A 13,097-nucleotide genomic window follows, 5' to 3' on the forward strand; every position below is an offset into this window, starting at 1 on the left:
AGAGCGGTGGGTTGATTCTTTCGTCTCAACCGAGGCGCGCATTCTACGCTAGCCTCACATCCTGTCAAGCGTTTATTTTGAAGTGTTTCGCTAGAAACCTGAACAACTTCAAACACTTGACTCGCTTCGATCTCTCGTTAGCGGGAGGCGAATTCTACAGCGTTTCAAACCGCTGTCAACCACCTTTTTAACCGCTTTCGAATCGTTCATTTAAGAACCGATCGAAACCTTACCTCGCCATCCTGAACCTGTAACTCGTTGATTAACAAGGAGTTTCAAGTTCCGACTGCGCCGGAAGTGGGGCGAATTATAGACAGATTGAAACCCTCGTCAACCCCTTTTTTCGAAAGAGTGGAAAGCTGCACGCTTCAAGCTGCAAGAAAGGGCAAAAGCACCTCGCGCCCGCCTTACTAGCAGTTTGAAGCTTGCAGCTACCGCTAAACCACTCCGGTCGCGTGCAACTGTGCGACCTGCGCCGTGGACAATCCCAATAATCGCGCCAGCACCTCTTCGGTATGCTCACCCAGCAGCGGCGGCGCCCGGCGATACTCCACCGGCGTCTCCGACAACCGCAGCGGGCTGGCTACCTGAGGGACGCATCCAGCCAACGCATGGGGCAAACTGATCGCCAACTCCCGCGCCAACACCTGCGGATCAGCAAACACCTGGGCCAGATCATTGATCGGACCGCATGGCACGCCTGCCTGCTCGAGCACCTCGACCCACTGGGCCGTGGTCTTGAACACCGTCGCCTGGCGTATCAAGGGTATCAACAGCGCCCGATTGGCCACCCTCGCCGCGTTGGTGGCAAACCGCAGATCGTCCGCCCACTGCGGCTGCCCGGCCACCGCAGCGAAACGGCGAAACTGGTTGTCGTTACCTACGGTAAGAATGAAGTCGCCATCGGCTGTAGGAAAATCCTGATAGGGCACGATATTGGGGTGAGCATTGCCCAGCCGCCGAGGTGCGGTCCCCGTGGTCAGGTAATTCATCGCCTGATTCGCCAGGCACGCCACCTGCACATCCAGCAGGGCCATGTCGATGTGCTGCCCCACGCCCTGCAGATCCCGATGGGCGAGGGCGGCGAGCACCGCGACAGCCGAGTACAAACCGGTAAGGATATCGGTCAGCGCGACACCCACCTTGACCGGACCGGCGCCTTCCTCCGCTTCGGATCGACCGGTCAGGCTCATCAAGCCACCGAGGCCCTGAATCATGAAGTCGTAACCCGCCCGCGTCGCATACGGCCCCGTCTGACCAAAGCCCGTGATCGAACAATAGATAAGCCGCGGATTGATTGCCTTCAGCGCCGCATAATCGAGCCCATAGGCCGCCAGCCCACCGACCTTGAAGTTCTCGATCACGATATCCGACTGCGCCACCAGCTCACGCACCAACTGCTGACCCTCGGGCCGCGTGAAATCGATGGTCACCGACTGCTTGTTGCGATTGGCCGACAGGTAATAAGCCGCCTCGCTGGTATCGCTGCCCCCGGCGTCCTTGAGGAAGGGCGGCCCCCAGGCGCGGGTATCATCACCCTTGCCTGGTCGCTCCACCTTGATGACATCGGCGCCCAGGTCGGCGAGGATTTGCCCGGCCCACGGCCCCGCCAGTACCCGGGACAAATCCAGCACCCGCACATGCGATAGCGCGCCCATGACGTGCCCCTCTATTAATAGAACGCCTGCAAGCCGGTTTGCGCACGCCCGAGAATCAGCGCATGGACGTCATGGGTGCCCTCGTAGGTATTGACCACCTCAAGGTTGACCAAGTGGCGGGCCACACCGAATTCGTCGCTGATCCCGTTGCCGCCGAGCATGTCCCGCGCCATACGGGCGATCTCCAGCGACTTGCCGCAGGAGTTGCGCTTCATGATCGAGGTGATCTCCACGGCGGCCGTACCTTCATCCTTCATGCGCCCCAGCCGCAGGCAGCCTTGCAAGGCGAGGGTGATCTCGGTCTGCATGTCGGCGAGTTTCTTCTGGATCAGTTGGGTGGCCGCCAACGGCCGCCCGAATTGCTTGCGATCAAGGGTGTATTGGCGCGCCGTGTGCCAGCAGAACTCGGCCGCACCCAGCGCGCCCCAGGAAATCCCGTAACGGGCGGAGTTGAGGCAGGTAAAAGGCCCTTTGAGACCACGCACATCCGGGAAGATGTTTTCCTCAGGGACAAACACATTGTCCATGACGATCTCGCCAGTGATCGAGGCGCGCAAGCCCACCTTGCCATGGATCGCAGGCGCACTCAGGCCTGCCCAGCCTTTCTCCAGCACGAAGCCGCGGATATCACCCGCATCATCCTTGGCCCAGACCACGAACACATCGGCGATCGGGCTGTTGGTGATCCACATCTTGGCGCCGCTCAGGCGATAACCGCCGTCGACCTTGCGCGCCCGGCTGACCATATTGCCGGGATCGGAGCCGTGGTCCGGCTCGGTCAAGCCAAAGCAACCAATCCATTCGCCCGAAGCCAGCCTGGGAAGGTACTTCTGTTTTTGCGCCTCGGTGCCGAACTCGTTGATCGGCACCATCACCAGGGAGGACTGCACACTCATCATCGAGCGGTAACCGGAGTCCACTCGCTCCACCTCACGGGCGATCAAGCCATAGCACACATAGTTGAGGCCGCTGCCACCGTATTGCTCAGGGATAGTCGCCCCCAACAGACCGACCTCGCCCATCTCGCGAAAGATCGCCGGGTCGGTCTTCTCGTGCCGAAAGGCTTCGAGGACGCGCGGCGCCAGCTTCTCCTTGGCGAACTGCTCGGCACTGCTCTGCACCATGCGCTCTTCATCGCTGAGCTGTTGGTCAAGCAGCAGCGGGTCGATCCAGTTGAAGCTTGCCTTGCCAGCCATGTACGCACCCTCGATCAGTTGGAATCATGCGTCGAGCCTAGGCGGGGCGGGCGCAACGAGCAAACGAGGAATCCGCATGGCGTTGTGCTAATTTCTCACTCCATAAAGCTAATAAAGCCGAATCAGCCAACGCTGTAGTGAGGTATAGGTACATGCGCCGTAAAATCCCCAGCACCACGGCACTGGTGTGCTTCGAAGCCGCCGCACGCCACGAGAGCTTCACCAAGGCCTCGCTGGAACTGTCCCTGACTCAGGGAGCGGTGTGCCGCCAGATCGCCAGCCTTGAGGAATTCCTCAACGTCGAACTGTTCCGCCGCTCGCGCAGGGGCGTCAAGCTGACCGAGGCAGGGCTGTCCTACAGCCGCCGCGTCGCTACGCAGCTGGATGCCGTCGAGCGCGATACCCTCTCGGTGATGGGCCAGCAGGGTAGCAATGTCATCGAAGTTGCCGTGGTGCCGACCTTCGGCACTCAATGGCTGCTGCCACGTTTGAAGCACTTTCAGGCGCTGCACCCGGATATCACCGTCAACCTCACCAACCGCACGCGACCGTTTCTGTTCGCCGATACCGATTTCGATGCGGCCATCTATTTTGGCGATGGCGAGTGGTCCGGCACCCAAGCCTACGCGCTGATGATGGAAGCTCCCGTGCCGGTATGCAGCCCGGCCACCATCGCCAATCAGCCGAGCCTCGACGCCGAGACCCTGGCGCGCATGCCGCTGCTGCAGCAAAGCACGCGCCCTTACGCCTGGCGCCAGTGGTTCGGCTCGCTGGGCATGAATGTGTCGCGCGACATGACCGGTCCGCGCTATGAGCTGTTCTCGATGCTGGCCCAGGCCGCCATGCATGACATGGGCGTGGCGCTGATCCCACCGTTCCTGATCCGCCGCGAACTGGAGGAGGGCAGGCTTACAGTGTGCAATGCCCATGCATTGACCAGCACCAAGGCTTATCACTTGATGATTCCCGAGCGAAAAGTCGAATCTGCTTCGCTAAAGGCATTTCAGAATTGGCTGACCACCGAAGCACGCGGTTACACCGCGCAGAATCAGGGCTAATCCAGGTAGTGGCATGCAGAAATCACCTACAGATATAACTATTTGACGCCATTACGACATCTGTACTCCAACAAACTCGAACTCGCGCTCAGCCCTTGTATCCCGTGGCCTGCAGGGAATCAAACCGCGACTTTCTGCCGCACTGAAGGCAAAGCTGCAAAAATATTTACTCCCGTTCTATATTGGCTGAAGCCCCCGTATTTAAAGGGTTAAACCCTCTTCGGTGCGTCAATGCACCACAGGAAAATATGTAGTAATAATCTATCCCCCTTACATATGCTGTTGAAAGCGCCTCGGTAACCCCTGCAAAATGCCGCGCCCCGCCCACTTGCGGCGGGTTGGTGCTGATCCGCCGCCCCAGTTGCCACCTTGCTGTCTCATAACAAAAGTAGCGCTGGGTACTCTAAAAAGATCACGGAGAAACGACGTGCACATTGGTGTTCCTCTCGAAACACAGACGGGCGAGACACGCGTGGCTGCCACCCCGGAAACCATCAAGAAATTGATCGGCCAAGGGCACAAGGTCACCGTCCAGAGCGGCGCCGGCATTCTTGCCAGCGTTACCGACAGCGCTTATGAAGCCGCTGGCGCAACCATCGGCAGTGCCGCCGATGCGTTTGCCGCGCAGTTGGTGTTCAAGGTCAATGCTCCCTACGACAACGAGCTCAGCTTGATGCCGGCCGGCACCGTGCTGGTGGGCATGCTCAACCCGTTCAACAACGAGATCATTGCCAAGATGGCAGAGCGCGGTATTACCGCCTTCGCCCTTGAGGCCGCCCCGCGGACCTCACGCGCGCAGAGCCTCGACGTGTTGTCGTCGCAAGCCAACATCGCCGGCTACAAGGCCGTGCTGCTGGCGGCCCATCACTATCCACGCTTCATGCCGATGCTGATGACCGCCGCCGGTACCGTGAAGGCTGCCCGCGTGCTGATCCTGGGTGCTGGTGTCGCCGGCCTGCAGGCCATCGCCACGGCCAAGCGCCTGGGCGCGGTGATCGAGGCCTCGGACGTGCGTCCGGCGGTGAAGGAACAGATCGAATCCCTGGGTGCGAAGTTTCTCGACGTGCCGTACGAAACTGACGAGGAGCGTGAATGCGCCGTGGGCGTCGGCGGTTATGCGCGGCCGATGCCTGCCAGCTGGATGCAACGCCAGGCGCAAGCCGTGCACGAGCGCGCCAAACAGGCCGACATCGTGATTACCACCGCACTGATCCCGGGCCGCCGCGCACCGACGCTGCTAAGCGCCGAGACGGTCGCCGAGATGAAGCCAGGCTCGGTGGTCATCGACCTCGCGGCCCTGCAAGGCGGCAACTGCCCGCTGACCGTGGCCGACCAGGTGGTGGTGCACAACGGCGTGACCATCGCCGGGCCGACCAACCTGCCAGCCCAGGTCGGCGCCGATGCCTCGGCGCTGTATGCGCGCAACCTGCTGGACTTCACCAAGCTGCTGTTCGACAAGGACGGCAAGCTTGTCATCAACCTCGAAGACGACATCGTCGCCGCGTGCCTGATGTGCCGCGACGGATCGATCATCCGCAAGAACGGCTGAGGATAACAATAATGGAAGACATGCTGATTTCTCACGGCGTCTACAACCTGATCATCTTCGTGCTGGCGATCTACGTCGGCTACCACGTGGTCTGGAACGTCACCCCTGCGCTGCACACGCCACTGATGGCGGTGACCAACGCGATTTCCGCGATCGTCATCGTCGGCGCCATGCTCGCAGCCGCCCTGACCGTCACGCCACTGGGCAAGACCATGGGCACCCTGGCCGTGGCCCTGGCCGCGGTCAACGTGTTCGGCGGCTTCCTGGTGACGCGCCGCATGCTGGAAATGTTCAAGAAGAAAGCTCCTAAAGTGAAGGACGAGGCTGCCAAACCATGAGCATGAACCTGGTAACCATCCTTTACCTGATCGCCTCGATCTGCTTCATCCAGGCCCTTAAAGGCTTGTCGCACCCGACCACGTCGCGCCGCGGCAACCTGTTCGGCATGCTGGGCATGACCTTGGCAGTGCTGACCACGGTCGGCCTGATCTACAAGCTGGGCAGCGAGATCGCCACCGCCGGCATCGGCTACGTCATCGTCGGCCTGCTGGTCGGCGGTACCGTGGGCTCGATCATGGCCAAGCGCGTCGAAATGACCAAGATGCCCGAGCTGGTCGCGTTCATGCACAGCATGATCGGCCTGGCCGCGGTATTCATCGCCATTGCGGCGGTGGTCGAACCGCAGTCCCTGGGCATCGTGGCGCAGCTGGGTGATGCCATCCCTACCGGTAACCGCCTGGAATTGTTCCTTGGCGCGGCCATTGGCGCGATTACCTTCTCGGGTTCGGTCATCGCTTTCGGCAAGCTCTCCGGCAAGTACAAGTTCCGCCTGTTCCAGGGCGCACCGGTACAGTTTCCCGGCCAGCACAAGCTGAACCTGGTGATCGGCCTCGGCGCGCTGTTCTTCGGCCTGACCTTCATGTTCACCGGCAGCTACCTGGCCTTCAGCATCATGTTGGCTTTGGCCTTCGTGCTGGGCGTGCTGCTGATCATCCCGATCGGTGGTGCCGACATGCCGGTAGTGGTCTCGATGCTCAACAGCTACTCGGGCTGGGCGGCGGCCGGTATCGGCTTCTCGCTGAACAACTCGATGCTGATCATCGCCGGCTCCCTGGTGGGCTCATCGGGCGCGATTCTGTCGTACATCATGTGCAAGGCCATGAACCGCTCGTTCTTCAATGTGATCGGCGGTGGTTTCGGCGCTGTGGCAGATGCAGGTCCTGCCGGCGCCAAGGAAGCACGACCGGTGAAATCCGGTTCGGCTGACGACGCCGCCTTTCTGCTGACCAACGCCGACACGGTGATCATCGTGCCGGGTTACGGCCTGGCCGTCGCCCGCGCCCAGCACGCCCTGAAGGAACTGACCGAGAAGCTGACCCACGCCGGTGTGACCGTGAAGTACGCGATCCACCCGGTGGCGGGGCGCATGCCTGGCCATATGAACGTCCTGCTGGCCGAGGCCGAAGTGCCTTACGACCAGGTGTTCGAGATGGACGACATCAACACCGAGTTCGGCCAGGCCGACGTGGTGCTGGTACTGGGCGCCAACGACGTGGTCAACCCGGCCGCGAAGAACGATCCCAAGTCGCCGATCGCCGGCATGCCGATCCTCGAAGCCTTCAAGGCCAAGACCATCATCGTCAACAAGCGCTCGATGGCCAGCGGCTATGCCGGCCTGGACAACGAACTGTTCTACTTGGACAAGACCATGATGGTGTTCGGTGACGCTAAAAAGGTCATCGAAGATATGGTCAAGGCAGTCGAATAGTAGCGTCGCTACTGTTCCTGAAGGACAAGGCTTGCCCGCGAAGACGCTGATGCGGTGCGCTCGCCGGCGCTTTCGCGAGCAAGCTTTGCTCCTACAGGGACACGACTCCGACACAGATGAAACCCGGCTTCTATGGCCGGGTTCTTACATCCCCGGCAACGGTGTTTTACTGCAAACCCCTGTAATAGAGCCCCCACCTTCGACCATGGTCGCGGCGCCACACAGTCCGGCTTTCAATAGACTGCGCACTTTGCCCCGTGAACCCGAGATAATAATCATGCACCGTGATCGTATCCGCCTGGACTCCTTGCACAGCAAGGTGATGACTGCGGCACAAGCTGCTGCTCTTATAGAAGATGGCATGACCGTCGGCATGAGCGGCTTCACCCGCGCCGGTGAAGCCAAGGCCGTGCCTACCGCGCTGGCCGAGCGCGCCCGCGTGACACCGCTGAAGATCAGCCTGATGACCGGCGCCAGTCTGGGCAACGACCTCGACAAGCAGCTCACCGAGGCCGGCGTATTGGCCCGGCGCATGCCGTTCCAGGTCGACAGCACCTTGCGCAAGGCCATCAACGACGGCACCGTGATGTTTATCGACCAGCACCTGTCGGACACCGTCGAGCAGTTGCGCAATCGGCAGATCAAGGCCGTCGACCTGGCAGTGATCGAATGCGTCGCCATCACTGAAGAGGGCCATCTGGTGCTCAGCACCTCAGTGGGCAACTCCGCCAGTTTCGCCATCCTCGCCAAGCAGGTGATCATCGAGATCAACCTGTCGCAGCCGCTGGAGCTCGAAGGCCTGCACGACATCTATATCCCCAGCTATCGCCCAACGCGCCTGCCCATCCCGGTGCTCAACGCTGACACGCGCATCGGCAACATCGCCGTACAGATCGACCCGGCGAAAATCGTCGGCATCGTCATCAGCAACCAGCCTGATTCGCCGTCCACGGTGCTACCACCGGACGACGAGACCAAGGCCATCGCCAGCCACCTGGTGGAATTCTTCAAGAACGAAGTTCGTGAAAACCGCCTGACCAACAGCCTGATGCCGTTGCAGGCCGGGATAGGCACCATCGCCAACGCGGTGATGCACGGCCTGATCGACTCGCCGTTCACCGACATGACCATGTATTCCGAAGTGCTGCAGGACTCCACCTTCGATCTATTCGACGCGGGCAAGCTGGCCTTCGCCTCAGGCAGCTCCATGACCCTGTCGGCACGCAAGCACGAAGAAGTGTTCGCCGACTTCAACCGGTACAAGTCACGCCTGGTGCTGCGCCCGCAGGAGATCTCAAACCATCCGGAGGTGATCCGCCGCCTGGGGATCATTGGTATCAACACGGCGCTGGAGTTCGATCTGTACGGCAACGTCAACTCCACCCATGTGTGCGGTACGCGGATGATGAACGGCATCGGCGGTTCGGGGGATTTCGCGCGCAATGCGCACTTGGCGATCTTCGTCACCAAGTCGATCGCCAAGGGCGGCGCCATCTCCAGTGTGGTGCCCATGGTCAGCCACGTCGACCACACCGAGCACGACGTCGATATTCTCGTCACCGAGCAGGGTCTGGCCGATCTGCGTGGCTTGGCGCCACGGGAACGCGCACGGGTGATCATCGACAACTGTGTGCACCCGGACTTCCGCCAGCCGCTCAACGATTACTTCAGCAAGGCCTGCGAGGTGGGCGGCCATACCCCGCATATCCTGCGTGATGCACTCGCCTGGCACATCAATCTGGAGGAGACCGGGCGGATGCTGGCAAGCTGATCGAACAGTTGGCGGACTGATTGTGCCCATCTGTATCAGTCCGCCGGTTTCGGACCGGCCAATATTCAAAAACTGTACTACTGTACCTATGTTTTATCCCTGTTTATCGATCAAAAAACAGTCAAATTCACTTGCATGGCACTTTTTCAGTGCAGACCGATACAGTTGCTTCATTTTCGATCAAAACAGTCTCGTTAAACAGTTAACTGAGCTCTCACAATACAGTTGAACTGTGCCTTGGGAGAAAGCCTGCGCAGGAGGATCATTACTCCCAGACAAACCACTGACTGATCCCGCCACAAGCGGAAGGATGTACACCATGGAACGCACCGTAAGTTCCGACCTGCTCTTCAAATCCAGCACTGCAAACGCTTCGACTTCTGCACCGTTGCGCGTACTCGCCAACCTCATGCTGTGGCAACGCCGTATCGCCAGCCGCCATCAATTGGCCCGTCTGGATGCCCGCCTGCTGGCCGATGCCGGTATCAGCGAAGCACAACGTTCCGAAGAGCTGAGCAAGCCTTTCTGGCGTTAAGCAACACCCGCTGGCCCAGGACTGCGCGTCCCTACCCAGCACCCCAAATTCCGAAAAACCGCCGCAGGCAACTGCAGGCGGTTTTTTTTCGCCTGCTGAAAAAAGCGTCTCGTATGAAAGCCCTGCGGTCCGGACTGCTGACTTGCTAACGACAAGTACAGTTTTAATTATCCACAAATACTACAAGTACAATTATATGCTTCAATAGCTGTGCCACCGCAGCTCACCTCCAATGGATTGGCCGAACAGGCCACGCGTTTCCAGTCCGATTAGAGGCATCGCAGCAGTCGGCACTGGTATTGCCATGCCGCAACGGCTCTAATAGGACTGTGCCAGAGCTGCCCAGCAGTTCGCTCTCATATCGCCATAGATCCAGGAGAACCACCATGTTCCGTTCCCGACTGCTCGGCGCTGCCCTGCTGCTGGCCCTGCCCCTGGCGGCCAGCGCGTCCAGCTTTGTAGTTACCACCGACTCCATCGTGCGCGGCCTCAAAGCGTCGTCCGATACCACCACCGACCTGTCTTCTTCGTTGCGCGACAAGAAGATCGTCCGCGAAGCCCGCGAAGACGCCGCCAGCTTTGTCGCCTCCCAAGGTGATATCCGTGGTGTGCGGCTGGAAAGCGCCCTGGCGTATATCCGTACTGAACAGCCACAGTTGCGAGCCACCGATGCGCAATTGGCGCAGGCGATTCTGGCGATCTGATTGCTTCGCTGGTGGACTTCGGTTGATTCGACCGACGTCCCCAGATGAATGTTTTGCCATATACCGCCAGGCACTGGCCCTCAAACACCGCCTTACGCTAGCCTGTATCGACTTCCACTACATACCGAGACTCATGCGTTATCTGCTCCCGCTCTGCCTGCTCTGTGCCTGGACCTCCTCGGCCATGGCCTTCGACACCACGACCCAGGGTGTGGTCATGACCGGCTATGTCACCAGCCAGGTCACCACGGCGCCCTTCGATCGCAAGATCGTCCTGCATGCCCGCGACGATGCGGCCGCATTTGTCGCCACCAATGGCGCGATGCGCGGAGTACAATTGGAGTCGGCCCTGGACTACCTGCGCACACGAAGTGCAAAACTTCATGCGAGTGATCTTGAACTGGCGCAGGCAATTCTCGTCCAATAGCCACTTTCTTAAATCTGTATCCGGAGCACCTCAATGCGTAACTCGCTGATCGCCGTCACTCTTGGCCTGCTGTGCGTGGCCGACATGGCCCAAGCGCACACTCTCGTCGCCACCAGCAACATCATCGTCAATGCTTCGCGGCGCAGTGTTAACTTCACCTCCGATACCACCACCTCGATCCGCGACTCGAAAATCGTCCGCGAAGCCAAGGACGATGCCGCCAGCTACGTGGGCAGCAATGGTGACATCCGTGGCGCCCAGCTCGAAGCCGCCTTTGTGGCCGTGCGCAACGCCGTGCCTGAAGCCCGCAACGCCAGCGACCAGGACCTCGCCGAAGCCATCCTCGCGCTGTGAGGCGCCTATGGGCCTGGCTGACGGCCTGCACCCTCTTGCTGTCGTGTCATACCGCCGTCGCCGCCCTGCAGCTTGATCTTCAGACTCAGGGCCTGACACCGGCACAGGTGCAGGCCACCCAGACCCTGCTCGACGATGCCATGCATGCGCTGCCGCCGAGCTTTATCGAACGCCTGGATCGACGCATCACGGTCGGCTGGACCGACCACATGCCTGACGACGCCTACGGACAGGCCTCGCCAGTGTCCAGCCTCGACCTCAATATTCGCCAGCTGGCCAGCCTCACCGACGGCACTGCCGCCACCGAGCAGACCGGCCGCCCCCACGGCACCGTGCGCGCAGAACTGCTGGCCACGGTATTGCACGAACTCACCCATATCTACGATCGCGCTCGCCTGTGGGCACCGGATCAGCGCTTGTTGCTCAGCCGCTGTGCGCGGCGCAACGCCAGCCTCGGCGATGTCGGCCTGCCCAGCGAGTGCCGTGGCGAAACGGCCCGGCGCTTCACGCTGAGCGACGATCCACGTCTGCTCGACCTGGCGGGCTGGCCGCAATACGTGGGCCGTCGCGGCGAACGGGAAATCCAGAATCACCAGGTCGCCCGCAGCCCGGACCTGTACGAAGCCAGCAGCCCGAAGGAATTCATCGCGGTCAACATGGAGTATTTCCTCCTCGACCCGAGTTACGCCTGCCGCCGCCCGGCGCTGTTCGAGTACCTGCGCGATCATTTCGGCTGGGCACCTGCCCATCAGGACGCCTGCGAGAAGAGCCTGCCGTACCTCAACGCCGGCAGCGACTTCGCCAAGGAGCCACTGGGCCACATTGATCCGGAGCGCGTCTACGAGGTCGACTACCTGCTGGCCGAAGCCAATCAGAACTGGGTCAGCCGCTGGGGCCACAGCATGTTGCGCCTGGTGATCTGCGCCCCAGGCCGGCCGCGCGGCCCGGACTGCCGCCTCGACCTGGACCAAAGCCTGGTGCTGTCCTATCGGGCATTCGTCAATGACGTGCAGCTGTCCACCTGGGGCGGGCTGATGGGTCAGTACCCGTCGCGGCTGTTCGTGCTGCCGTTGTCCCAAGTGATCGACGAATACACCAAGACCGAACTGCGCAGCCTGGCCTCGGTGCCGCTCAAATTGACCCGCAGCGAAATCGAATCGCTGGTGCGCCACGCGGCGGAGATGCACTGGAGCTACGACGGCAACTACTATTTCGTCTCCAACAATTGCGCGGTAGAGAACCTCAAGCTGCTGCGCAGCGGTACCGGCAACCCCAAGCTCGGCGACCTCGACAGTATCGTCCCCAACGGCTTGCTGCAGGTGCTTGAAGGCCGCGGCATGGCCGATGGCAGCGTGCTCGACGACCCCAAGGAGGCGCTGCGCCGCGGCTACCGCTTCGACTCCTACCGCGATCGCTACGCTGCCATGTTCAAGGTGCTCAAACAGCATCTCGACATCCCCCAGACCACAGTCGAAAGCTGGCTCGAGCAATCTGCCGCAGACCGCCGCGCCTGGTTCGCCAAGGCCGACCTGCGCACCAGCGCGGCCTTGCTGCTGCTCGAGCAGGCCAGCTACCGCCGCCAATTGCTGCTGGCTCAGGATGAGGTCAAGCAGAAGTACCTCGGCGCCCGCGAGCTCAAGAACGGCGGCATGGACAACGCCAACAAGACCCTGCAGCAGATCCTCGCCAACAGCGGATTCCTCAGCCGCCCGGCGGAGTTGCTGGGCGCCGACGGCTACGGCTTGCCGCAAGGGCCGGAGATGCAACGCCTGCAGTCCGAGAGCAAGCAACGCCAGGCGCAGCTGTTGAGCCTGAGCGTCGATCTCGACAAGGAAGTGCGCAAGCTGCTGACCCCCGAGCGCCAGGCCGAGATCACTGCCAACGAGGACAACCTCAAACAGATTGGCGAGCATCTGCGGGCGCTGCATAAAGCGGCTGGCGGGTTGGAGTTGTAGCGGCGTTTGCAGATCCGACCCCTTTCGCGCGCAAGCCTTGAATTCTCGCCCTCGAAAGCTCCCTGAAAGCTTCACCCCTTATCATCACCTCAACCCCGGCAACAGACCGGCTGGTTCGCACG

The 13,097-nt window shown here is 61.0% G+C and carries 12 protein-coding genes; 10 read left to right on the forward strand and 2 right to left on the reverse strand.

The window, feature by feature from the left end; all coding sequences use genetic code 11:
* Window positions 1-437 precede the first annotated feature (437 nt).
* Complete coding sequence (locus LIX93_RS09135; protein WP_226503714.1) at window positions 438-1,658, reverse strand: CaiB/BaiF CoA-transferase family protein; 1,221 nt, start codon at window positions 1,656-1,658, stop codon at window positions 438-440.
* Window positions 1,659-1,672: 14 nt separating this feature from the next.
* Window positions 1,673-2,854 carry an acyl-CoA dehydrogenase gene (locus LIX93_RS09140; protein ID WP_226503715.1) on the reverse strand — a complete coding sequence of 394 codons (1,182 nt, stop codon included), beginning with the start codon at window positions 2,852-2,854 and terminating at the stop codon, window positions 1,673-1,675.
* Window positions 2,855-3,006: 152 nt separating this feature from the next.
* Between LIX93_RS09140 and LIX93_RS09145 the strand changes: the two genes are divergently transcribed.
* The 10 genes from LIX93_RS09145 (at window position 3,007) to LIX93_RS09190 (ending at window position 12,975) form a co-directional block, all read left to right on the forward strand.
* Window positions 3,007-3,912 carry a LysR family transcriptional regulator gene (locus LIX93_RS09145; protein ID WP_226503716.1) on the forward strand — a complete coding sequence of 302 codons (906 nt, stop codon included), beginning with the start codon at window positions 3,007-3,009 and terminating at the stop codon, window positions 3,910-3,912.
* A 427-nt stretch (window positions 3,913-4,339) separates the two neighbouring features.
* Window positions 4,340-5,461, forward strand: a complete 1,122-nt coding sequence (locus LIX93_RS09150) for a Re/Si-specific NAD(P)(+) transhydrogenase subunit alpha (RefSeq protein ID WP_226503717.1) — start codon at window positions 4,340-4,342, stop codon at window positions 5,459-5,461.
* Window positions 5,462-5,472: 11 nt separating this feature from the next.
* Window positions 5,473-5,799, forward strand: a complete 327-nt coding sequence (locus tag LIX93_RS09155; protein WP_226503718.1) for an NAD(P) transhydrogenase subunit alpha — start codon at window positions 5,473-5,475, stop codon at window positions 5,797-5,799.
* Window positions 5,796-7,229, forward strand: coding sequence for an NAD(P)(+) transhydrogenase (Re/Si-specific) subunit beta (locus LIX93_RS09160; protein WP_226503719.1), 1,434 nt, complete (start codon window positions 5,796-5,798; stop codon window positions 7,227-7,229). The genes LIX93_RS09155 and LIX93_RS09160 overlap by 4 nt, the downstream gene beginning before the upstream one ends.
* Before the next feature lie 277 nt (window positions 7,230-7,506).
* On the forward strand, window positions 7,507-9,000 hold the full coding sequence (locus LIX93_RS09165) for an acetyl-CoA hydrolase/transferase family protein (protein ID WP_226503720.1): 1,494 nt from the start codon (window positions 7,507-7,509) through the stop codon (window positions 8,998-9,000).
* Window positions 9,001-9,319: 319 nt separating this feature from the next.
* On the forward strand, window positions 9,320-9,535 hold the full coding sequence (locus tag LIX93_RS09170) for a DUF1127 domain-containing protein (protein WP_226503721.1): 216 nt from the start codon (window positions 9,320-9,322) through the stop codon (window positions 9,533-9,535).
* Between the two features lie 386 nt (window positions 9,536-9,921).
* Window positions 9,922-10,239: a DUF2388 domain-containing protein gene (locus tag LIX93_RS09175; protein ID WP_226503722.1), complete on the forward strand. Its 318-nt coding sequence runs from the start codon at window positions 9,922-9,924 to the stop codon at window positions 10,237-10,239.
* Window positions 10,240-10,372: 133 nt separating this feature from the next.
* Window positions 10,373-10,666: a DUF2388 domain-containing protein gene (locus tag LIX93_RS09180; protein WP_226503723.1), complete on the forward strand. Its 294-nt coding sequence runs from the start codon at window positions 10,373-10,375 to the stop codon at window positions 10,664-10,666.
* 33 nt (window positions 10,667-10,699) lie between these two features.
* The gene (locus tag LIX93_RS09185) at window positions 10,700-11,020 is read left to right on the forward strand and encodes a DUF2388 domain-containing protein (protein ID WP_226503724.1); all 321 of its coding nucleotides are present in this window, start codon (window positions 10,700-10,702) and stop codon (window positions 11,018-11,020) included.
* Window positions 11,017-12,975 (forward strand): DUF4105 domain-containing protein, encoded by a 1,959-nt coding sequence (locus LIX93_RS09190; RefSeq protein ID WP_226503725.1) that lies wholly within the window; start codon window positions 11,017-11,019, stop codon window positions 12,973-12,975. Before LIX93_RS09185 ends, LIX93_RS09190 begins: the two co-directional genes overlap by 4 nt.
* Window positions 12,976-13,097: the final 122 nt, after the last annotated feature.

Origin of the sequence: Pseudomonas sp. MWU16-30317, assembly GCF_020515695.1 — a bacterium.
Classification (GTDB): Bacteria; Pseudomonadota; Gammaproteobacteria; order Pseudomonadales; family Pseudomonadaceae; genus Aquipseudomonas.